Annotated in this window: 21 protein-coding genes; 7 read left to right on the top strand and 14 right to left on the bottom strand. The window is 67.4% G+C overall.

Going from position 1 to position 21,919, the window contains the following annotated elements; all coding sequences use genetic code 11:
- Nucleotides 1–46 precede the first annotated feature (46 nt).
- The 7 genes from BoBH3_RS04795 to BoBH3_RS04825 all read right to left on the bottom strand — a co-directional run bounded on the left by BoBH3_RS04795 (nt 47) and on the right by BoBH3_RS04825 (nt 6,990).
- Entirely contained in the window at nt 47–1,573 is a 1,527-nt protein-coding gene (locus tag BoBH3_RS04795) for an AMP-binding protein (protein WP_262329590.1), read from the bottom strand.
- A gap of 5 nt (nt 1,574–1,578) precedes the next feature.
- A complete protein-coding gene (locus BoBH3_RS04800; protein ID WP_262329591.1) occupies nt 1,579–2,289 on the bottom strand; it encodes an ABC transporter ATP-binding protein in 711 nt (236 codons plus the stop codon).
- Nucleotides 2,286–3,020, bottom strand: coding sequence for an ABC transporter ATP-binding protein (locus BoBH3_RS04805; protein ID WP_262329592.1), 735 nt, complete (start codon nt 3,018–3,020; stop codon nt 2,286–2,288). Before BoBH3_RS04805 ends, BoBH3_RS04800 begins: the two co-directional genes overlap by 4 nt.
- Complete coding sequence (locus BoBH3_RS04810) at nt 3,017–4,024, bottom strand: branched-chain amino acid ABC transporter permease (protein ID WP_262329593.1); 1,008 nt, start codon at nt 4,022–4,024, stop codon at nt 3,017–3,019. Before BoBH3_RS04810 ends, BoBH3_RS04805 begins: the two co-directional genes overlap by 4 nt.
- The gene (locus BoBH3_RS04815) at nt 4,021–4,896 is read right to left on the bottom strand and encodes a branched-chain amino acid ABC transporter permease (RefSeq protein ID WP_262329594.1); all 876 of its coding nucleotides are present in this window, start codon (nt 4,894–4,896) and stop codon (nt 4,021–4,023) included. Before BoBH3_RS04815 ends, BoBH3_RS04810 begins: the two co-directional genes overlap by 4 nt.
- 58 nt (nt 4,897–4,954) lie before the next feature.
- On the bottom strand, nt 4,955–6,157 hold the full coding sequence (locus tag BoBH3_RS04820) for an ABC transporter substrate-binding protein (protein ID WP_262329595.1): 1,203 nt from the start codon (nt 6,155–6,157) through the stop codon (nt 4,955–4,957).
- A 62-nt stretch (nt 6,158–6,219) separates the two neighbouring features.
- Nucleotides 6,220–6,990, bottom strand: coding sequence for an SDR family NAD(P)-dependent oxidoreductase (locus tag BoBH3_RS04825; protein ID WP_262329596.1), 771 nt, complete (start codon nt 6,988–6,990; stop codon nt 6,220–6,222).
- A 439-nt stretch (nt 6,991–7,429) separates the two neighbouring features.
- Between BoBH3_RS04825 and BoBH3_RS04830 the strand changes: the two genes are divergently transcribed.
- From BoBH3_RS04830 to BoBH3_RS04860, 7 genes are read left to right on the top strand one after another with little or no spacing between them, the layout of a single operon-like run.
- The gene (locus tag BoBH3_RS04830) at nt 7,430–8,653 is read left to right on the top strand and encodes a CaiB/BaiF CoA transferase family protein (protein WP_262329597.1); all 1,224 of its coding nucleotides are present in this window, start codon (nt 7,430–7,432) and stop codon (nt 8,651–8,653) included.
- Nucleotides 8,654–8,664: 11 nt separating this feature from the next.
- Complete coding sequence (locus tag BoBH3_RS04835; RefSeq protein WP_262329598.1) at nt 8,665–9,831, top strand: acyl-CoA dehydrogenase family protein; 1,167 nt, start codon at nt 8,665–8,667, stop codon at nt 9,829–9,831.
- An 8-nt stretch (nt 9,832–9,839) separates the two neighbouring features.
- Nucleotides 9,840–11,090 (top strand): acetyl-CoA hydrolase/transferase family protein, encoded by a 1,251-nt coding sequence (locus BoBH3_RS04840; protein ID WP_262329599.1) that lies wholly within the window; start codon nt 9,840–9,842, stop codon nt 11,088–11,090.
- Nucleotides 11,090–12,265, top strand: a complete 1,176-nt coding sequence (locus tag BoBH3_RS04845; RefSeq protein ID WP_262329600.1) for a CaiB/BaiF CoA transferase family protein — start codon at nt 11,090–11,092, stop codon at nt 12,263–12,265. Before BoBH3_RS04840 ends, BoBH3_RS04845 begins: the two co-directional genes overlap by 1 nt.
- 17 nt (nt 12,266–12,282) lie before the next feature.
- Nucleotides 12,283–12,741, top strand: coding sequence for a MaoC family dehydratase (locus BoBH3_RS04850; RefSeq protein ID WP_262329601.1), 459 nt, complete (start codon nt 12,283–12,285; stop codon nt 12,739–12,741).
- On the top strand, nt 12,741–13,604 hold the full coding sequence (locus tag BoBH3_RS04855; RefSeq protein WP_262329688.1) for an HpcH/HpaI aldolase/citrate lyase family protein: 864 nt from the start codon (nt 12,741–12,743) through the stop codon (nt 13,602–13,604). The genes BoBH3_RS04850 and BoBH3_RS04855 overlap by 1 nt, the downstream gene beginning before the upstream one ends.
- Before the next feature lie 28 nt (nt 13,605–13,632).
- A complete protein-coding gene (locus BoBH3_RS04860) occupies nt 13,633–14,394 on the top strand; it encodes an IclR family transcriptional regulator (RefSeq protein WP_262329602.1) in 762 nt (253 codons plus the stop codon).
- Between the two features lie 39 nt (nt 14,395–14,433).
- On the opposite strand, the gene BoBH3_RS04865 is transcribed toward BoBH3_RS04860, so the two are convergent.
- The 7 genes from BoBH3_RS04865 to BoBH3_RS04895 form a co-directional block, all read right to left on the bottom strand.
- A complete protein-coding gene (locus tag BoBH3_RS04865) occupies nt 14,434–15,972 on the bottom strand; it encodes an amidohydrolase family protein (RefSeq protein WP_262329603.1) in 1,539 nt (512 codons plus the stop codon).
- Nucleotides 15,969–16,820, bottom strand: a complete 852-nt coding sequence (locus BoBH3_RS04870; RefSeq protein ID WP_262329604.1) for an NHL repeat-containing protein — start codon at nt 16,818–16,820, stop codon at nt 15,969–15,971. The genes BoBH3_RS04865 and BoBH3_RS04870 overlap by 4 nt, the downstream gene beginning before the upstream one ends.
- A gap of 77 nt (nt 16,821–16,897) precedes the next feature.
- On the bottom strand, nt 16,898–17,812 hold the full coding sequence (locus BoBH3_RS04875; protein WP_262329605.1) for an allantoinase PuuE: 915 nt from the start codon (nt 17,810–17,812) through the stop codon (nt 16,898–16,900).
- 160 nt (nt 17,813–17,972) lie between these two features.
- The gene (locus BoBH3_RS04880; protein ID WP_262329606.1) at nt 17,973–18,791 is read right to left on the bottom strand and encodes an ABC transporter permease; all 819 of its coding nucleotides are present in this window, start codon (nt 18,789–18,791) and stop codon (nt 17,973–17,975) included.
- Nucleotides 18,792–18,802: 11 nt separating this feature from the next.
- Nucleotides 18,803–19,669 carry an ABC transporter permease gene (locus BoBH3_RS04885; protein ID WP_262329607.1) on the bottom strand — a complete coding sequence of 289 codons (867 nt, stop codon included), beginning with the start codon at nt 19,667–19,669 and terminating at the stop codon, nt 18,803–18,805.
- 12 nt (nt 19,670–19,681) lie between these two features.
- The gene (locus BoBH3_RS04890) at nt 19,682–20,710 is read right to left on the bottom strand and encodes an extracellular solute-binding protein (protein ID WP_262329608.1); all 1,029 of its coding nucleotides are present in this window, start codon (nt 20,708–20,710) and stop codon (nt 19,682–19,684) included.
- A gap of 27 nt (nt 20,711–20,737) precedes the next feature.
- Nucleotides 20,738–21,823 carry an ABC transporter ATP-binding protein gene (locus tag BoBH3_RS04895; RefSeq protein ID WP_262329609.1) on the bottom strand — a complete coding sequence of 362 codons (1,086 nt, stop codon included), beginning with the start codon at nt 21,821–21,823 and terminating at the stop codon, nt 20,738–20,740.
- Between the last annotated feature and the right edge of the window lie 96 nt (nt 21,824–21,919).

Consider the following 21,919-nt stretch of genomic DNA (forward strand, 5'->3'; position numbering starts at 1 on the left):
GTGGGTGATGCGGCGCGTTGTGGTCGCGCTCTTGCGGGATGGGTTTTCAGGCTGTCTGGCGGCGCAGCTCCGTCTTCAGGATCTTGCCGTAGGAGTTCTTGGGCAGCGCCTCCATGAAGAGGTACTGCTTGGGTTTCTTGAAGCGGGCGATATGAGCCTCGCAGAGCGCGTCGAGTTCGCGCTCGCCGACCGAGGCGCCCTCATGCAGGCTGATCGCGGCGACGACGATCTCGCCCCAATCGGCATGCTTGCGCCCGAAGACCGCGACCTCGCAGACGGCCTCGTGCTGCAGCAGCACCTCCTCGACCTCACGCGGGTAAATGTTGACCCCGCCGGAGATGATCACGTCCTTGGACCGGTCCTTCAGTGTGAGCAGCCCGTTTTCGTCGAGCGAGCCGAGATCGCCGGTATGCAGCCAGCCGCCGCGCAGCGCGTTGGCGGTCGCCTCCGGGTTGTTCCAATAGCCGCTCATGACCGTGTCGCCGCGCACCAGCACCTCGCCGATCTCGCCCGCCGGCAGAGGCTCATCGTCGCTGCCCGCGATGCGCAGCGAAACGACCGCCTGCGCATAGCCGACCGAACCCAGGCGCCCGTCCAGCGCGCCATCGCCGCTGTCGGCATGGAGGTGGCGCGGCAGCACCGTGATGGTCATCGGGCTCTCGCCCTGGCCGTAGATCTGCACGAGGCGCTGGCCGAAGACTTCGAGCGCGCGATGGCTGTCCTCGACATACATCGGCCCGCCGCCATAGATGATCGTCTTGAGGCCCGCCCGCTCCGCATCGCCGATGACGCCGGCATTCACCAGCCTCGTCACGATGGTCGGCGCCGCGAAGAAGGCGCCCCCCTTATGGCTGCGGAGCAGGAAGGCCAGCTCCATGGGGTCGAACCGCCCACTCTCCGGCACGACCTGCGCCGCCATGCCGGCGACATGCGGCAGGGCGTAGAGGCCCGAGCCATGCGAGAGCGGTGCCGGATGCAGGATGCAGTCGCCAGGAGAAACCGTGTCGACCTCGGCGAGATAGCCCAGCGTCATCGCCAGCAGGTTGCGGTGGGAAAGCACGGCGCCCTTGGAGCGCCCCGTCGTGCCGCTCGTATAGAAGAGCCATGCCGGATCGCCTGCGGCGCCGTCGTGCTCGCCCGCTTCATCGCAGGCCGCGAGCGCGCGATAATCGGCGTCCCCGACGAGCAGCGCCGTGGGCGTTTTCGCCTGCATGAAGCGGGTAGCTTCTTGCACCGTGGCGGCAAGATCGGCAGTGACGAAGACAAGCGCCGCGCCGGAATCGTCGAGGATATGCGCGATCTCGCGGGCATGGAGCTTGGCGTTCACCGGCACGCAGATCAGCCCGGCGCGCCAGCAGGCAAAGAGCAGCGCGAGATAGGCGGGGCAATTGCGCATCACCAGCGCCACCCGGTCGCCGGGCTTCAGCCCATGACGCGCGACCAGCCCCGCCGCGATCCGTGCCGAGAGCGATGCAAGCTCCCGGAAGCTCCAGACCGCGCGGTCGCCCTCAAACACCGCCGTCCGGTGCGGCAGGACGCGGGCGGCGCGGCTGAGGAGGGAGGCGATGTTCATGCCGCTCACTGTCCGAGATAGGCCGCGCGCACTTGCGGATCGTCGAGCAGCTGCGCGGCCTCGCCATGCAGCACGATCGTTCCCTGGCGCAGCACATAGGCCTCGTCGACCGAGCGCAGGCTGAGCTGCACGTTCTGTTCGACCAGCAGGAGGCTCAGACCCGTGCTGGTCAGCGAGCTCAGCACCTCGAAGATCTCCGCCACGATCCGCGGCGCAAGGCCGATCGAAGGCTCGTCCAGGACGAGCAGCCGCGGCCGCGTCATCAGAGCCCGGCCGATCGCGACCATCTGCTGCTCGCCGCCGGACAAGGTGCCGGCGCGCTGGGCGGCACGCTCCCGCAGCCGGGGAAAAAGCCCGAAGACACTCTCCAGGCTCTGTTCGCGCTTCGCCTTCGCCTCGCCGAACGTGGTCGCGGCGATGAGGTTCTCGGACACGGTGCAGTCGGGAAAGAGAAGGCGCCCCTCCGGCACGGTGCCGATGCCGGCGCGCGTGCGGTGGGACGCCCGGACCGGGCCCATGGCGGCACCGTCCCAGCTGATGCTGCCGCCTCGCAGCGGCAGCAGGCCGTTGATAGTGCGCACGATGGTACTTTTGCCCGCGCCATTCGAGCCGACCAGCGCCACGCGCCGCCCGGCCGGAATGGCGAGGCTGACACCGCGGATGACATCGACCTTGCCGTAGCCGGCCGAAACATTGTCGAGGACGAGCGTGCTCATGCGTCGACCTTTGCGTCGGCCCGGCCGAGATAGGCTTCCTGAACGCGCGGATCGTCGATCACCTCTTCCGTCGTCCCCTCCGCCAGCACCTCGCCGAAAGTGATCGCCACGGCGCGCTCGCACAGGCTTCGGACGACCGGGATCGAGTGCTCGACGACGATGACGGCGATGCCCTGCCGCGGCAGCGCGCGGATCAGGTCGCACATCGCCGCGGACTCGGCCGGGGTGAGGCCGGCGAGCATCTCGTCGAGCAGCAGTAGCTTGGGCTCGGTCGCGAGCGCACGCGCGATCTCGAGCCGGCGCATCTGGGCGACATTGAGTTCGTCGGCGTCGGTCTCGGCGAAGGCCTCCATGCCGAGATGCGCCAGCACCCGGTGGGCCGCCGCCTCGGCGTCGCGCGGACGCGGATGGCGGGCGAAGGCCGCGACCTTGACGTTCTCCAGCACGGTCATGCCGCGAAACGGCTTCACGATCTGGAAGGTGCGCACGAGACCCTGCGCGCAGATCTCATGCGGCGGCCGGCCGTCGATGCGCCGGCCCTGGAAAAGGATCTCGCCCTGCGTCGGCGCCAGCGCGCCGGCGATGCAGTTGAACAGCGTGGTCTTGCCGGCGCCGTTCGGGCCGATGATCGCGAAGATCTCGTCGGGCGCGACGCTGAAGCTGACATCGCTCAGCGCCTTGAGACCGCCGAAGGCCTTGCCGACATTCTTGAGTTCGAGCAGCGCCGTCATGCCGATTTCTCCGCCGCCGCGACGCTGGCGAAGCCCTCAGGGCGCGGCGCGGCCTTGCGGCGGCGCCAACGGGCCGTCAGCCAGCCGGCGATGCCTTGCGGCAGGATCAGCGCGAGGACGACGAGCAGCACCGCGTAGGCGATGATCTCGCTGCCCTGCATGGCGGAGATGTTGCGCAGGAGCACGCTGAAGGGCACGAGCAGCACCGCCCCGAGCAGCGGCCCCCAGAGCAGCGCCATGCCGCCGATGATCGAATAGACCAGCATCTGGATCGAGAGGTCGATGCCGAGCACCGAGCGCGGATCCACGAAGGCGACGTAATTGGCGTAAAACGCGCCGCAAACTGCGGAAATGCCGGCGCTGAGCATGAAGCAGCGCAGCTTGTAGGCGCGCGCGTTGACGCCGAGCGCTTCCGCCGCCTCCTCATTGTCGCGCAGCGCCCGCCAGTAATAGCCGGTGCGGGACGTCAGCAGGTATTGCCCTATCGCCAGCGTCGCGATCAGCACCGTGCCGATGATCAGCCCATAGGGCCATTTGTCGAAGAACTGCAGCATCATGACCGAATCCTCCGAGGAGGTCGGCAGGATCAGCCCGTCCGAGCGGCCGAGCGCGACGCTGGCCGAGACCGAGAAGAACGCCACCTCGTTGAAGGCGAGCGTCGCGATCGCGAAGAAGTAGCCCCGCAAGCCATAGCGGAAGCAGAGCATTCCCATGACGGCAGCGGCCGCCACCGCGATGACGACACCCATCGGCCAGGTCACCAGGGGCGGCCAGCCCTGCACAGAAGCGCCCCAGGCGACGCTATAGGCGCCGATGCCGACGAAGAGCGCGTGCCCCAGGGACATCAGCCCCGTCAGACCTGCCATCATGTTCCAGGACACGGCGAGCGCGCCGTAGAAGCAGGTCAGGATGAAGACATCCATGTAGTAGCGGTCCGAGAGCGCCAGCAGGAAGGCCGCGACCACGAGCGCGGCGACGATGGCGACGGTTCTGAAGCCGCTCATCGTGCAAGGCTCCGGTTCATCAGCCCCTCCGGGCGCAGCAGCAGGACGAGGATCAGGATAGCGAACGGCACGGCGGCCGCGATCGAAGCCGAGAACCACGCCCCCGCGATGCTCTCGGCCAGGCCGACGATCAGCGCACCGACCAGCACCCCGCCAAAGGAGCCGAGGCCGCCGACGATGACGATGACGAAGGCCTTCAGCGTGAACAGCGCGCCGACATGCGGATTGACGTAGAGGATCGAGACCAGCAGCGGCCCGGTCACGCCGAGCGTGCCGACGCCCACCGCCATCGCCCATTTATAGACGGAAGCGATATCGATTCCCGACAGCGCCGCCCCGTCGCGCGACTGCGCGACCGCACGCATGACGAGGCCGAAATCGGTGCGCCGCAGGATCAGGTAGATCAGGCCGAGCAGCAGCAGCGAGGCGCCGCAGGCGATCAGATGCGTCACCTGGATCACCACCGGCCCGAGCACGATGCCGGCCGTCGAGCGCGGCTGCGTCACCAGCATGTTGTCGCCGGAGAAGAGGACGAGCGCGAGATGCTGCAGTAGAAGCGACAGCCCGAGCGTCACCGCCATCTGGTTGATCTCCGGCACCTTGAGCGCCAAGCGCACGATGCCGCCATAGAGAGCCATGCCCAGCAGCGCGAGCAGCGGCGTCACGATCAGGATGGCCATGACGGGGTCGACCCCGAACAGGGACCAGGCGAAGAAGCCGCCATACATCGCGATCATCAGGAACTCGCCATGGGCGAAGTTGATGATCCGCATCACACCGAAGACGAGCGTGAGCCCGACCGCGATCAGCGCGTAGATGGAGGCGTTCGCCAGGCCGCTGACGACGGCCTGAAGGAAGATGCCAAAGGTCATGTCGGTCCGGTCGGCTTCGGGAAAGCGGGGCCCCGCCGGCGCGGCGGGGCCGAGGGGCTCACTTCAGGAACTTGACGGGCTTGCTCGCCACGGCCTCGGGCCAGACGGTGACGAAGTTGCCGTCGATCACCTGCGACATCACATTGCCCACGATGTTCTGGCCGTTCTCGTCGAAGGCGAGCGCATCGTTGGGCAGGAGCGAGGCCGGGCCGCTCGACAGCTTGAGCTTGCGCAGCGCATCCCGGATCGCCAGCGGCTCGCGGCTGCGCGCCGCATCCGCCGCCAGGGCGGCGGCCCAGGTCGACGCATAGGCCTGCGCGGCGTTGCTCAGCGGCGCCTCGCCATAGGCCTCCTTGTAGGTCTTCACGAAGGTCTCGGAAGCGGGCTTCTTGACGTCCTCCATCCACTCGACGATGCCGAAGGCACCCTCGACCAGCGGGCCGAGTTTGAGCAGCGTCGGATGCACATGGCCGCCGCCATAGCCGAGCACCATGGGCTTGTATTGCTGGGCGGCGAGCGCCCGCAGCAGCACGGATTCGTCGTCGACATAGCAGACGATCAGCACGAGATCGGCGCCGCTCGCCTTGAGCTTGGCCGCCTGCGTCGAGAGATCGGGCGAGCCGGTGCGGAAGGTCTCCTCCGCGACGATGGCGATGCCCTTCTCGGGCAGGCCGGCCTTGTAGCCCTTCGACACGGTCTGGCCGAAGGGGCCGTCCTCATAGGCAAGCGCCACCTTGTCGATCTTCTGGCCCTTCTGGCGCAGGAAGCCGATGAACTCGATCACGTCCTTTGCCGCCCAACTGCCCTTCGGCGAAACGCGGAAGACGAATTGCAGCTTCTGCTCGGTGATCGAATCGGTGACGGCGCTGGTGACGATGAAGGGCGTCCGGTAGCGCTCCGCGACCTGCATCGAAGGGATCGTGACGGCCGAGGCCCAGGCCCCGAGCAGCACGCTGGCGCCGGCCCGCGAGATCAGGCGCTCGGCCTCGCTGCGGCCGACCTCCGGCTTCGACTGCGTGTCGGCGACCATGAGCTCGATCTTCGCGCCACCCAAGCCCGCGATGCCACCGGCCTCGTTGATCTGCTTGGCCGCGAGCTCATGCGCCTTCAGCAGTCGCGCCCCGTCGCCGGCCGTGGCCCCCGTCATCGGCACGAGCACGCCGACCTTCAGCGGATCGGCCGCATGTGCGAAGCCCGCAGGCAGCACCGTGGCGGCGGCCGCGATCTGCATGAGCCGGCGCCGGTTCAGTTCCTGTGTCATGATCCCTCCCTCTTCGTTCCGATGTTCTTTTGTTGCGTCGGATTGTTTTGGCGGCCCGCCCCTCAGCGGGCTGTGAAGCCTCCGTCGACCGGCAGCGCCACGCCCGTCACGAAGGACGCGTCGTCCGAGGCCAGCCACAGCGCCGCATGGGCGATCTCCTCCGGCCGGCACAGGCGCCCGAGCGGCACCGACATCAGCAGCTTCTTCTCGTTGGCGGCGGCCTCGACGGGGTCGCCCGCACGGCTGGTAAAGCCCATGGCCATCGGCGTGTCGGTCAGGCCCGGGCAGATCACGTTCACGCGCACCTTGTCGGGCGCGAAGGTCTGGGCGAGCGACTTGGTCAGCCCCACCACCGCGAACTTGCCGGCGGAATAGACGGGCGAGAACATCGAGCCGACGAGGCCCGAGATCGAGGCCGTGAAGATCAGGGAGCCGGCGCCGCGCTTGCGCATGTGCTTGATCACCTCACCCGCCGCCAATGCGGCGGAATCGATGTTGAGCGACATCGCCTGCTGATAGGCGCCGAGGTCGAGATCCTCGATGCCGCCAGGGCCGGGAATGCCGGCATGGGCCCACATCACGTCGATGCCGCCGAGCTTGGCAGCCGCTTCATGCACGGTCCCGCGCTGCCGTTCGGCCGAGGAGAGATCGGCCTGTATCGTCTCGACCGCGTAGCCCTTCGCCTTCATCTCGGCCGCGAGCTTCTCCAGCGCGTCGCCGTTCAGGTCGATGGCACAGACCTTCGCCCCTTCACGGAGGAAGAGCTCGACCCCGGCCTTTCCCATCCCCGATGCAGCCGCGGTGATGACGGCAAGCTTGCCTGCAAGACGCATGGTCGTTTCCTCCGGTCGTTCTTATGGGGCGTAGGCATTCGGAAGTCGGCCGGTCGGGCTGACGATCCCTGGCCGCCTCTCCGGGACATCGTCGAGATCGCCCGATCCGACGAAACGACAGCCGTAGCCGCGCAGCGGCGCGGCCGAGGTGCTGGCGGAATTCAACGCGGCGGTCACGGGCGCCTCCCGTTCATGATCTGGACAATTGTGTACACGGTCATGAATTTTTGAGTCAACCGGCGGAAATCCGCTCAGTTCGTCGATAGGATTCTTTTAAGTCCTTGTGATTGCGCGTTAAATAGCAAACTCGGCAGAAGCCTTCCTGTCCCGCATCGCACCAATTCGACGCCGCGCCGCAGCATTGAATCGCTCTTTTCTGAATTGAAAATCTCTGTATATGAATTTTATGCCATCCAGAGATGGCCTGAAGGAAGCACGCATGGGCCCGCTCGCAGGCATCAAGATCATCGACATGACCTCTGTCCTGATGGGTCCCTACGCGACCCAGATTCTGGGCGACATGGGCGCGGACGTGATCAAGGTCGAGGCGCCGGACGGCGACGTCACGCGGCAGATCGCGCCGTCGCGCAATCCCGGCATGGGCGCGATCTATCTCAACGCCAACCGCAACAAGCGCAGCATCTGCCTCGACCTGAAGCAGCCGGCCGGGCGCGAGACCCTGCTGAAGCTCGCGGCCGATGCCGATGTGCTGGTCTACAATATCCGCCCGCAGGCGATGCGCCGGCTCGGGCTCGGCTATGAGACGCTGGCGGAGATCAATCCCCGGCTGGTCTATGCGGGGCTTTTCGGCTTCGGCCAGGGCGGCCCCTATGCCGCCAAACCCGCCTATGACGACCTGATCCAGGGCGCCTCGGTGATGTCGGCCCTGATCGCGAAGGCGGGAGACGGCACGCCGCGCTACGTGCCCACCGCCGTCGCGGACCGTGTCGTCGGCCTCGCCGCGGTCGGCGCGATCTGCGCGACATTGGTCAACCGGGACCGAACGGGCCTGGGCCAGCAGGTCGACATCCCGATGTTCGAAACCATGGTCGGCTTCGTACTCGGCGACCATCTCGGCGGCCTGACCTTCGAGCCGCCGATCGGCGGCGGCGGGTATCCACGACAGCTCTCGCCGGACCGCCGCCCCTATCGCACCAGCGACGGCTATGTCTGCGCACTGATCTACACCGACAAGCAGTGGACGAGCTTCCTGGAGGCGATCGGACAGGCCGACCTGCCCGAGCGCGATCCGCGTTTCGCGAATTTCGCCAACCGCATCGCCAATATCGACCATGTCTACGGCGAGCTCGGCCGCATCTTCCTGGAGCGCAGCACGGAAGACTGGCTCGCGCTGCTGGAGCAGGCCGACATCCCCTCCATGCCGATGCATGATTTCGACTCCGTGCTGGCGGACCCGCACCTCAGCCAGACCGGCTTTTTCCAGACGGTCGAGCATCCCACGGAAGGCAAGCTGCGGACGATGCGGCTGGCAACCGAGTGGTCGCGCACCCCCGCCGAGATCACGCGGCTGCAGCCGCATAAAGGCGAGGACGGCATCGCGATCCTGCGCGAGGCGGGCTTCAGCGAGGACGAGATCAAGGAGCTGGCGGCGCAGCGCGCGCTGCTGACACCCGAGCGGAAAGACGCCGCCGCGGCAGGCTGAGGAGCAGGCAGATGGATTTCAGACTCAGCGACGAACAGGAAGCGATCCGCGAGGCGATCGCCGGCATCTGCAGCCGCTTCGGCGACGATTACTGGCTGAAGCGCGACAAGGAGGGCGGCTTCCCCCAGGACTTCTATGCCGCCTTTGCCGCCGATGGCTGGCTCGGCGTCTGCATTCCCGAGGAATATGGCGGCTCGGGCCTCGGCATCACCGAAGCCGCGATCATGATGCGCGCCATCGCCGAATCCGGCGCCGGCATGTCGGGCGCCTCCTGCCTGCACATCAACATCTTCGGGCTGAACCCCGTGCTCGTCCATGGCACCGACGAGCAGAAGCGGCGCATGCTGCCGCCGATGGTGCAGGGCAAGGAGAAGGCCTGCTTCGCCGTCACCGAGCCCAATACCGGTCTCAACACCACGCAGCTCAAGACCCGCGCCGTCCGCAAGGGCGACCGCTATGTCGTCGACGGCCAGAAGGTCTGGATCTCGACCGCGCAGGTCGCCGACAAGATCCTGCTGCTCGCCCGCACCACCCCTCTGGAGCAGGTGCAGAAGCCGACCCACGGCCTGAGCCTGTTCTACACCGATTTCGACCGCAGCCGGATCAAGGTCCACGAGATCGAGAAGATGGGCCGCAAGGTCGTCGACTCGAACGAGCTCTTCATCGAAGGCTTCGAGATCCCGGTCGAGGATCGCATCGGCGAGGAGGGCCGCGGCTTCGAATACATCCTGCATGGCATGAACCCCGAGCGCGTGCTGATCGCCTCCGAGGCGATCGGCTTGGGTAAGCTCGCCCTGTCGCGGGCGACCGCCTATGCCAAGGAGCGCATCGTCTTCAACCGCCCGATCGGCCAGAACCAGGCGATCCAGCATCCGCTCGCCAAGAACTGGATGGAACTGGAAGCCGCCTGGCTGATGGTGCTGCGCGCCGCCTGGGAATACGACAGCGGCCTCCCCTGCGGCGCCAGCGCCAACGCCGCGAAATACCTCGCGGGCGAGGCCGGCTTCGATGCCTGCCAGCAGGCGGTGATGACCCATGGCGGCTTCGGCTACGCCAAGGAATTCCATGTCGAGCGCTATCTGCGCGAGGTCATGATCCCACGCATCGCGCCGATCAGCCCCCAGCTCGTCCTCTGCTTCATCGCCGAGAAGGTGCTCGGCCTGCCGAAATCCTACTGAGCGGCGCGATGAAGCGGCTCGACGCAGCGGCGCTCGATCTGGCCGGTTTCATCCAGCCGGGCAACCGCGTCGTCGTCGGCCAGGTCAGCGCCGAGCCGCAGACTCTCGCGGCGGCGCTGCCGGTGGCCTTTACGGAAATCGGACCCTTCGAGACCTTCCTCGGTACGGTCGTTTCCGGCAGCTTCGAGGCTGTCCCATCCGAGATGCCCTTTGCCGGCTACGGCGCCATGGGCAAGGCGAGCCGCATCGCCCGTCGGGGCCGGCTCGATGTCTGGCCAATGCACTACAATGCGCTGGAGGCGGGCTTCGCCGCGGGCGTGATCCGCGCCGATATCGTGCTGATCCAGCTCGCGCAAGGGCCGGACGGCTTCTGCGCCACGCTCGCCAACGACTATGTGCTCGCCGCCGCGCGCCATGCCCGCTGCGTGATCGCCGAGGTCAACGCACGCGCGCCGTGGTGCGCGGGGACCGAGATCGGTTCGGATATCCGCATCGACGCCATCGTTGAGACGGATCGCGAACCTGTCTGCGCGCCGGCCGTCGTACCCGGCGAGACCGAGCAGGCCATCGCGCGCCATGTCGCCGCGCTCGTGCCGGACGGCGCGACGATCCAGATCGGTATCGGCGCCATCCCCGATGCAGTCCTCGACGGTCTCGCCCATCATCGCGACCTCGGCATCCATTCCGGCGTCTTCGGCGACCGGATGGCCGGGCTGCTCGCGCACGGCGTGTTCACCAACGCCCGCAAATCCATCGACCCCGGTCAGGCGGTCGCCAATGTCGTGGTCGGCTCGCGCCCGTCTTTCGACGCGATCGACCGCAACGACGCAATCCGCCTCGCCCCCGCTGCCCATACCCATGCGCATTCGATTGTCGCCCGTCAGGAGCGGATGATCGCCATCAATGCCGCGATCGAGGTCGATCTCTCCGGGCAGGCGAATGCGGAGCTGGCCGACGGCGCGCCGGTCGGCGGGGCAGGCGGGCTCTGCGATTTCACGCGCGGAGCCACGGCCGCGAAGGGCGGCCGCGCCATCATCGCGCTGCGCGCGACCGACCGCACCGGCAGGGTCTCGCGGATCGTCCCGCAGGTGCAAGCCGTCACGCTCGCCCGCACCGACATCGACACCATCGTGACCGAATACGGCGTGGCCGAGCTGAGACATCGCAGCGCCACTGAGCGCGCCCGCGCCCTGATCGCCATCGCCGCCCCCCAGCATCGCGAGATGCTGGAGCGCAGCCTGTTCGAAAGGTCGGCGTGATGGCCAAGCCCCGCAGCGGCCCGCTCGCCGGCCTCAGGATCGTCGAGTTCGCCGGCATCGGCCCGGCGCCGATGACCGGCATGCTGCTCTCCGATCTCGGCGCGGAGATCGTCATCGTCGACCGGCTGGAGCCCAGCGGGCTCGGCATCGAAAAGCCGACCCGCTTCGACATCACCCGCCGCGGAAGGCGCTCGGTCGCGCTCGATCTGAAGCGGCCGGAAGGGATCGCCTGCGCGCTCGATCTGGTGGCGCAGGCGGACGCGCTGGTCGAAGGCTTCCGCCCCGGCACGATGGAACGGCTCGGGCTCGGGCCCGAAATCTGCCTCGAGTGCAATCCGCGCCTCGTCTATGGCCGCATCACCGGCTGGGGGCAGGACGGGCCGCTCGCCAGGGCCGCAGGCCACGACCTCAACTACATCGCACTCTCGGGCGCGCTCTCGGCCATCGGCCGGGCGGGCGAACCACCGGCGATCCCCCTCAATCTAATCGGCGACTATGGTGGCGGCGCCATGCTGCTCGCCTTCGGCGTCGTCTCGGCGCTACTGGAAGCATCCCGCTCCGGCAAGGGACAGGTGGTCGACGCCGCCATGGCCGAAGGCAGCGCCACCCTGATGGCAAGCCTGTTCGGCCTCGCCGCCGCCGGCATCCATAAGCCGGAGCGCGGCACGAACCTGCTCGATTCAGGCGCGCCGCATTACGAGACCTATCGCTGCGCCGATGGCGAATGGATCACCATCGCCCCCATCGAGAGCAAGTTCCGGGAAATCCTGCTCGGCCTGATCGGCTTCGACCCGGTGAGCTTTCCGGATGTGAACGACCCGGCCCGCTGGCCAGACGCCCGCAGCCTGCTCGCTGATCGCTTCGCCGAGCGCAGCCGCGCCGAATGGTGCGCTGTGCTGGAAGGCACGGATGCCTGCTTCGCCCCGGTGCTGAGCCTCGCGGAAGCGCCGGGCCATCCCCATGCGCGAGCACGCGCCACCTTCATGGCCATCGACGGTGTCACCCAGCCCGCCCCGCAGCCGCGCTTCAGCCGCACCCCGCCAGCCGCGCCTGTCGCCGGCGAGCCGGCCGGCGCCAGCAGCCGGAACGTGCTGGCGGATTGGGGCTTCGCGCCCGGGACAATCGACCACCTCGAACAGGCAGGCGTCATCCGCGCCGCCAAACCAACCGCTTGAACCGGAGGACAGCCGCCATGGCCGGACGCTATTACGAGGAATTCGAGGTTGGGCAGCTCTTCGAGCATGCCTTCTCGCGCACCGTCACCGAGCAGGACAACATCAGCTTCAGCCTGATGACACTGAACCCGCAGCCGCTCCATGTCGACGCGGATTTTTCCAGCCGCACCGAATGGGGCCAGCCGCTGTTCAACAGCCTCTACACGCTGGGCATCATGATCGGCATGAGCGTCTACGACACCACGCTCGGCACCACGGTCGGCAATCTCGGCATGAGCGATGTCCGTTTCCCCAAGCCGGTCTTCAACGGCGATACGCTGCGTTCGCGCACCAAGGTCGTCTCCAAGCGGGATTCGAAGTCGCGCCCCTCGGTCGGGCTCGTCGAGTTCGAGCATGAATGCCTGAACCAGCGCGGCGAGGTCGTCGCGATCTGCCGGCGGATGGCGATGATGCACCGGCGCAAGGAAGCGGCATGATGCGCAGCCTGCTCTTCGTCCCCGGCGACAGCGCCCGCAAATTCACCCGCGCCCGCGAATGCGGCGCCGATGCGCTGATCATCGATCTCGAGGATTCGGTCGCGCCCGACGCCAAGGAGACGGCACGGCAGGAGACGGCCGCGATGCTGCAGGCGCCGCGCGGCCGCCAGAAGCTCTTCGTGCGCGTCAACGCCTTCGACACCGATCTGACCGCCACTGACCTCGCGGCAGTGATGGCCCATCGGCCGGACGGCATCGCCCTGCCGAAATGCGACGGGCCGGAGCAGGTCAAGCGATTGGCCCATATGCTCGATGCGCTCGAAGCGGCCCACGGCATCGCGCCCGGCAGCACGCTGATCCTCGCCATCGTCACCGAGACGGCCGCCTCGCTCTTCGGGCTGGGCAGCTATCGCGGCTGCAGCGAGCGGCTCTGGGGCATGATGTGGGGCGCGGAGGATCTCGCCGCCTCCTTCGGCGCCACCGCCAATCGCGATGCGCAGGGCAACATGTTCGCGCCTTACCGGCTCGCGCGCAATCTCTGCCTCGCCGGCGCGGCCGCCGCCGGCGTCGTCGCCGTGGATACGGTCGCCGTCACCATCGACGATCTCGCCGCCGTCGAGCAGGAGGCGCGGGAGGCGCGCCGCGACGGCTTCATGGCCAAGGGCGTGATCCATCCCAAGCATATCGAGCCGGTCAATGCCGCCTTCCGCCCCAGCGATGACGAGATCGCCTGGGCGCGGCGCATCACGGACGCATTTGGCAATCAGGCCGATCTCGGCGTAGTGAAAATCGACGGCCAGATGATCGACAAGCCGCATCTGCGGGCAGCCGAGCGCATTCTGGCGTCGCTAGCCCCGTCATAGTGACGATCGAGGAGCAACGGGAAGACGCATGCAGGTCAAGCAGGCCGCCAATGTTCTGGAGTTACTGGAATTTTTCGCCCGCCGGCAGCGCCCGGCGACGCTGGCGGAACTCTCCGACGAACTCGGCTGGCCACGCTCGAGCACCTTCAACCTGATCGGCACCCTGGCCGAGAAGGGCTATCTCTACGAGCCGCGGGCGCGCGGCGGCTATTATCCGAGCCCGCGCTGGCTCACCATGGCGCAGGCGGTCTCCCAGGCCGAGCCGCTGCCGGAAGCGGCGCTGATGCTGGTGTCGGAAGTCGCCGAGGAGACCGGCGAGACGACCGCCATCGGCGCGCCCGCCGGCATCCACACGATGTGGATCCACGTCATCGAATCGACCGCGCCCATCCGCTATTTCGGGCGCGTCGGCCATCGCCTGCCGATCCATGCGAGTTCGACCGGACGCGCTATTCTGGCGCAGTACAGCCTTGCCGAGCGGCAGGCCATCTACCGCAAGCTCAGCTTCGAGCGCTACTCGCCGACATCGCCGATGAGCATCGACGCCGTCGAGGCCGAACTCCGCCGCTCCGCCGCGCGGGGCTACCATTTCAGCAATGGCGATTTCAGCCAGGATCTCGTCGGCGTCGCCCTGCCGCTTCCGATCGGCCAGCGTCGACTGTCGATCGTCGTCGCCGGGCCGCAGTTCCGCTGCCTCGACAAGGTGCCGGCCATCGCCGAGACGATCCGCTCCGGAATAGCCCGCTTCGCGGCGGACATGGCCGTCGATCCAGATCCGACGGCGGCCTGAGGGCCCGCCGGAGCCGAACCCGCCGACTCGATCCACGTCTCAGGAACGGCCGCTCGTCCGGTAATGCGGCTCGTCGCCGATCCCGTCGAGATAGCCCTCGTAGAAGCGCCGGACATGCGGCATCACCGCTTCCGATAGCGCGATACGCGCCTGCTCGGCCTGCGTCTTCGGCCGGGCCAGCATCGCGGCGATCTCGCCCAGCACGGCGTCGCGGTCGACCTTCGTGAAGCGCCGCTCGCGATAGACCCACTCACCGCCGATCAAGACGCTGTGCACCGCCTTCGCCTTGGCCCGCTGGACCAGCACGTCGACGAAGCCGAGGCCGATATCCTGATAGGGGAAGGTGACCTGCTTCCAGTCGAACAGCACGCAATCGGCCGCCATGCCGGGCGAAAGCCGACCGATCGTCTCGGCAAAGGGCGTGGTGCGCGCGCCATGCTCCGTCGCCATGCGCAGCACCTGCGCGGATGATGGGTGTGGCGCCTCGATGCCGGGCTCCCGATGGGCGCGCAGCACCAGCCGCATCTCCTGCAGCATGTCGCGGTCGTCGTTGATGCCGGCCTCGTCGATCCCGATGGCGACAGGGATCGCCCGCGCCAGGAAGCGGTTGACCGGCGCCGTGCCGCTCTTCAGCCGGAAATTCGAGGAGCAGTTGTGGCAGATGCAGGCGCCCCGCTCCGCCACCAGCGCGATATCGGCCTCGCTCATCCAGACGCCGTGACCGATGGTGAAATGCGGCCCGAGCAGCCCGAACCTGTCGAGATAGGCCAGAGCCGAGCCGCCGGCCCGCTTCTGCGCATAGGCCTTCTGATAGGGCGTCTCCAGCACATGCATATGCACCGGCAGGTTGGTGCGGCCGGCAAGCTCGGCCGTGGTTTCGAGCGCCGCATCGGACAGCCAGTGCAAATTCGCCGGCGCGATCTGGACGCGGATACGTTCGCCCTCGCCATGGCGGTGCAGCAGCTCGTCGAAGATCGCGACCTGCTCGGAGAGCGGCAGGGTGAAGCGAGCAAAATAGGCTTCCAGCGCCGGGCGGAGCTCGGCCGGCACCCGCGCGACGAAATCCCGGTCGGCCTCGTAGACGAGCCGGTTCTGGTCGCGCAGCGCCATGGAATAGGAGACGCGCATGCCGATGGTGCGATAGGCGCCGATCACCGTCTCGGCCGCGGCGAGGACGTCATCGGCAGAGCCCGGCGCGCGGCTGTGCAGGTGCTGCACCGTGGTCACGCCGCTCTCGATCATCTCGAAGGCGGAATAGAGCGTGTCGCGATGGAGATCGACATCGCGCAGCGCCAGCCGGCTGGCGAACCAGAGCTCGAGCGGATGATCCGCCGAGCCGAGCTGCAGCGGCGTCAAGCCGACATGGTGATGCGCATTGACGAAGCCCGGCGTGATCGCGAAATCCGCCCCGCCTTCGATCACGGCCTCCGGCGAGCGCGCCCGAAGCTGATCGACCGGGCCGAGCGCCGCGACCGCACCGTCGCGCACGAGGATGCCGGCATTCCGGTGCAGGATCGGCTCGCCGGCTGCATCGAAGCCTTCCAGCAGCGTCCCGCCCCAGATAATGCGGTCGGTCATCCCAGCCGCACCAACCGCGTGAGCCGGCTCGGATTGCTCTCCGCCAGAAGGATGTTCCCTTCCGGCGTGCCGAAGAGACCATGCGCCCCGTTCAGCATCGGCCGGCAACGGCCGAGCTTCTCGCCGGCGGGGCCGATCTTCTGCAGGCTCGGGATCATATCCGTGACGTAGCTGTTGCCCTCCTCGTCGCCCCAGATGGCGACGGGCTGGTAGAAATGCGTCCAGCTCTGGAGATGGTTGCCGTTCAGGTCGAAGACCTGCACGCGGTTGTTAGTGCGGTCGACCACGACCACGCGCCCGTCGGCATGGGTCCAGATCGCATGCGGCCAGCCGAACTGGCCGTCGCCATCACCCTGGCTGCCCCAGCTCTGGACATGCACGCCATAGGCCGAGAAGCGGTGGACCCGGCTCGCCGCATAGCCATCGGCGACATAGATGTCGCCCCAGGCGGAGACATGCACGTCGGTCGGATGGTTGAAGGGTGCCAGCGGCTCGGCCCGCGCGCCCAATGCGCCAAGCCGTTCCCCGGTGGCCGAGCAGATGATGATCTCGTGCATGTCGCGGTCGACACAGAGGATGCGGCCCTGCGCATCGGCGGTCAGCATATGGGAATCGGCGATCAGATCGCCCCCCCAGCCGGCGAGGTAGTTCCCCTCCGGGTCGAGCTCGACCACGCGCGGATCGTCGGGTTGGGTCAGTGGATCATGGCGGAGCATGACGAAGATATGCCCACGCCCATCGACCGTGACATCGGTGACAAAGCCGGCATTCTGCGGCCAGGAGCCGAAGGGCCGCTCGACGCGGTAGCGGATGTCGCCGAGCGAGACGATAAGGTCATGGGTGGGCATGGCGTGCTCTTGGCTCTGTCGTTCGAGACGGGCGCGAGGAACCCCGTTCCCGAAAGGAGCGGGGTGCGGGCCGCGGTTCACGCACCCTGATAAGGATGCGTCTTAGCCCAGTGCTGCGCGATGTCGAGCCGGCGCGTCACCCAGACCCCTTCATGCTTCTGGACATAATCGAGGAAGCGGGCGAGGCCCGCGGCACGGGCCGGATGGCCGATCAGCCGCATATGCAGCCCGACCGACATCATCTTCGGCTGCGTCGCACCCTCGGCATAGAGCATGTCGAAGGCGTCCTTGTGCCAGTCGAAATAGTCGTTCGAGGTGGCGAAGAAGCCGGAGCCGAACTTGCCGTCATTGTTGACCAGCGAGTAAGGCACGACGAGATGCGGCTTGCCATCGACCGTCTTCCAGTATGGCAACTCATCGTCGTAAGCATCTGAATCGTAGAGGAAACCTCCTTCTTCGACCACGAGCTTGCGCGTGTTGACGCTGGGCCCGTAGCGGCAGTACCAGCCGAGCGGCCGCTCGCCCACCATCTGCTTCAGGGAGGCCACCGCCTTGGCGATGTGCTCGCGCTCCTCGGCCTCGGTCAGGTCGTAATGCTTGATCCAGCGCCAGCCATGGCAGCAGACGTCGAAACCCGAGGCCTTGATCGCCGCCGCTGCCTCAGGGTTGCGCTCGATCGCCAGCGCACAGCCGAACACCGTCATCGGCAGGCCGCGCTCCTGGAAGAGCCGCATCAGCCGCCAGAAGCCGACGCGGCTGCCATAGGCGAACATGCCCTCGCCGGCGAGATCACGGCCGCTGACGCCGGTCGGCAGTCCGTTGGCCTCGGTCAGCCCGAGCTCGGTATAGCCCTCGCCATCCTGCACCGAAGGCTCCGAGCCCTCCTCGTAATTCATCACGAAGTTGATCGCGATCCGGGCGCCGCCGGGCCATTTCGGATCGGGCGGGTTGGCCCCGTAGCCGATCAGATCGCGGTCATAGCTGCTGGTCATTGGGAGGCTCCGTCCTTCTGTCATTCCGGGGCGGGCCAGCAGGCCCGAACCCGGAACCCAAGACCGGGTGAGACCGGCCGGCTGTTCGAATGGCGCACCCGGTCTTTGGTTCCGGTTGCAGCGCCATGCGCTGCAACCGGAATGACGAAGGCGGTGCTCATCATCCGCTCATCCGCTTCGTCAGGCCGGTCAGCCGGTCCATGACGAGCATCAGGACGAGGGTGGCGAGGATCAGCACGCCGGCAATCGCCGCGATGCGCACGTCCAGCGTCGATTCCATCATCCCCCACATCCGGATCGGCAACATCCCGGTGCGGGCGGTGGAGAGGAAGAGCGAGACCGGGACATTGTCCATCGAGGAGATGAAGGCGAGGAAGCAGCCTGCCGCGATGCCCGGCGCGATCAAGGGCAAGGTGATGCGGCGGAAGGCATAGAGGCGGCTGGCGCCGAGGCTTTGCGATGCCTCCAGAAGCCCCGGATCGAGCTGGGTCAGGCTCGCCAGCGTCGTGCGGAAGATGAAGGGCGCGATCACGACCAGATGGCCGGCGATCAGCAGGTTGAGCGAAGGCCGGATGCCCATGACCGAGAAGAACATCAGCGCCGCGAGCCCGTAGGAGAGCGTCGGCAGCACCAGCGGCGACAGGAAGCCGGCCTCCAGCAGCCTGGCTGAGGGACGACTGACCCGCGCGACGGCGAGCGCCGCCAGCACCGAGAGCACCATGCCGACCGCGGTCGCGCAGAAGGCGACCCAGACGCTGTTCCACGCGGCGATATGGATCTGCGCCGAGCGGACAGGGTCGAACAGTTCGCGATACCAGCGCAGCGACAGTTCCGGCGGCGGGAAGCGCAGCGTCTGCGAGGTGGTGAAGGAGGTCGCGATCACGATCGCCACCGGCCCGACCAGGATCAGGATTCCGAGCCCGGCCAGCAGGCCGACCGCCCATTTATAGGTGATGTCGCTGAAGGTGGAGCGTTGCATCGGCTTGCTCCTTACGTCTTCGCGAAGCGGCCGAGCCAGCCCAGCGCCATGATGCCGGCGAGCACGGTGAAGAGCAGCGTCAGCGAGGCCACCGCCGCGAAGGGCCAGTTATAGACGACCGTCGCCTGCTGGTAGATCAGCGCCGGCAGGTAGACCAGCCGCGCGCCGCCGATCACCGTCTGCGAGATGAACGCCGTGGTCGAGGAAGCGAAGACCAGCGTCGCGCCGGCGATCCAGCCCGGCAGCGTCAGCGGCAGCACGACGCGGAAGAAGGTCCGCCATTGCGAGGCGCCGAGCGCGCGCGAGGCGTCGACCAGGTTCTGGTCCATCTGGTTCATGATCGTCAGCAGCGGCAGCAGCATCAGCGGCATCTCGATCTGCGTCAGCGCGATCACCAGCCCGAGCTCCGTCTGCAGCAGATTGAGCGGCGCGGCCGTGAGGCCCAGCGTCATCAGCGTCTGGTTGACCACGCCTTCCCGCGCCAGGATCACGATCCAGGCGAAGGTACGGATCACGACCGAGGTCAGCAGCGGCATCAGGATGACGAAGATCAGCACGCGCTGAACCCGCGGCCCCGAGGCTCGGAAGACCAGCGCCAGCGGGTAGGCGACCAGCGTCGTCGCCGCCACGGCGAAGAAGCCAAGTTTCAGCGTGTCGAAGATGACCTTCAGGTAGAAGGCGTCGGAGTAGAACTTGACCCAGCTTCCGAGCCCGAGCCGCGTCTGCTCCGCATCGGCATAGAAGCTGATGCCGAGCAGGATCGCGAAGGGCGCGGCGAAGAAGAAAAGATAGGTCAGGCCGAGCGGCGCCGCGAGGCGCCAGTCGACCCGCTCGCCGGAGGCTGTCGCGCCTCCGGCCACGGCGATCGCTCCGGCCACGGACCCGCCTCCCTACTTGGTGATCTCCTTGTTGAAGCGCTCGATCCAGGCGGCGCGGACCGGATTGATCTTGGTCCAGTCATGCGTGACCATCTTCGACAGCTCGTCCAGCGACTTGATGTCGAGCGCGGGGTCGAGCTTCGTGTCGGTGTTGATCGGCACCATGTTGTAGGGCGCCTTCTGCAGGGCATCCTGGATCGGCGCCGAGATCGCGGTGTCGATATACTTGTAGGCCGCGTCGACGTTCTCCGCGCCCTTCACGATATGCAGCGTCGTCTGGAAGGTGATCGAGCCGGATTCCGGCGCGATATAGGCGATGTCGACGCCGCGGCCCTTCAGGATCGCCACCGTATTGGTGTTGCCGTACATCACGTCGATCTGGCCCTGCTGGAACAGGCCCGGCAGCGCCGCCGGGGCGGCGATGGCGGCGACCTTGGAAGCAGCCTCCTTCAACGCCTTGAAGGCCGGCTCGATATTGTCGATGCCGCCGCCGAAGGCCTTGGCGATCTCGATCAGCGAGACGGTGCCGAAGGTGGTCTGGAAGCCGGTGAGGCCGAGCCGTTCGACATAAGGGCTCTTGAACAGATCGGCCCAGCTCTTGGGCGGCGTTGCGAACTTCTTCGGGTTGTAGGCGATGCCGACGACCTGCGCATTGCAGGTCACGGCATGCGACGTCACCAGACCCTTCGGCACCTTGCCGGCATTGGACAGCTTCGAGGCGTCGATCGGCTCGAACAGGCCGGCCTGCATCGCCGCCGCGGCCGGGCCGGGGTCGAGCACGAAGCAGTCGAACGGCGGCACGCCGCGCGCGGCGCGCACCTTCGCCACCTGATCGACCGCGAAGAGCGAGTCGAAGGCGATATCGACGCTGTAGTCCTTCTTCAGCGCGGGCGCGACGACATTGCGATAGGCTTCTTCCCAGGTGCCCGGATAGATCGCGGCAGTGAGGCTGCCGGCAGCTCGCGCGGGCAGGCCGAAGGCCGCCGCGGCGCTGAGCGCGCCGGCTCCGGCAAGAAACTCGCGGCGTCTGATGATCGTCATCTCGGTCTCTCCTACGGTTGAATGGAGTCAGGATCTGGCAAAGAGCGAAGGGCGGGCATGGTCGGCAAGACCGCAGAAGGCCTGTTCCGCCGACCGGCTCGACACACCGGGCCGCCGCGGCGCAGCGATCTTCAGGGAGGTGCCAGCCGGGCCTGCGACGTCATGGATGAGCTCGCCGCCGATCGGCAGGCTGAGCGCAACCGAAACCGGAAAGCGCCCCTCGCCGGCCTCGTCCGCGAGCACCATCTGCTCGGGCCGGACCGAAACCGTGACCGGCTCTCCGGGCGCGAATTTGCGGCTGGAGGCGACGGTCCAGCGGGTGCCGGCATTGAGCGCGACGCCATAGCCCTCCGGCCCCGCCGTCTCGACCGTGCCGTCGAGGAGATTGCTGGTGCCGAGGAAGCCGTTGACGAAGAGGCTCGCCGGCTCGTCATAGACCTGCGTCGGCGTGCCGACCTGCTCGATCCGGCCCTGGCTCATCACGGCGATGCGGTCGGCGATCGCCATCGCCTCGTCCTGGTCATGCGTGACCATGATCGCGGTCAGGGCGAATTGCCGCTGCAGCCGCTTGATCTCGATCTGCATGTCGAGGCGCAGATTCTTGTCGAGCGCCGCAAAGGGCTCGTCGAGCAGCAGGATGCGCGGCCGGATGGCGAGAGCCCGCGCCAGCGCCACGCGCTGCTGCTGGCCCCCGGAGAGCTGTCGCGGCTTGCGATCCGCCATGGCTTCGAGCTGCACGATCGCCAGCATCTCGGCGACGCGCTCCGCCTGCACCTTGCGGCTCTCGCCGCGGGCGGCGAGCCCATAGGCGATGTTCTGCGCCACCGTCATATGCGGGAACAGCGCGTAGTTCTGGAAGACGATGCCGATCTCGCGGCGGCTCGGAGGCAGCGTGTCGATCGGCCGCTCGCCGATGATGACCTTGCCGTTGCTCTGTTCGATGAAGCCGGCGACTATCCTGAGCAGCGTGGTCTTGCCGCAGCCGGAAGGCCCGAGCAGCGCGACGAGCTCCCCGCCCTTCACCTCAAGCGTGACGTTGTCGACGGCGAGTCCGCCGCCATAGCTATGGGTGACCCCGTCGAGCGTCAGGGGCTGGGCCACGGCAGGGGGCATGTCGGGGCGCTGGAGCATCACAGGGCGCGAACCCGACCCCATGCACCGGCCGGACGACAGGCCGAAGCCTCGTCGCTGATCGTGCTGACGGTCCGG

It is taken from the genome of Allobosea sp. BH3, assembly GCF_025499465.1.
GTDB lineage: Bacteria > Pseudomonadota > Alphaproteobacteria > Rhizobiales > Beijerinckiaceae > Allobosea.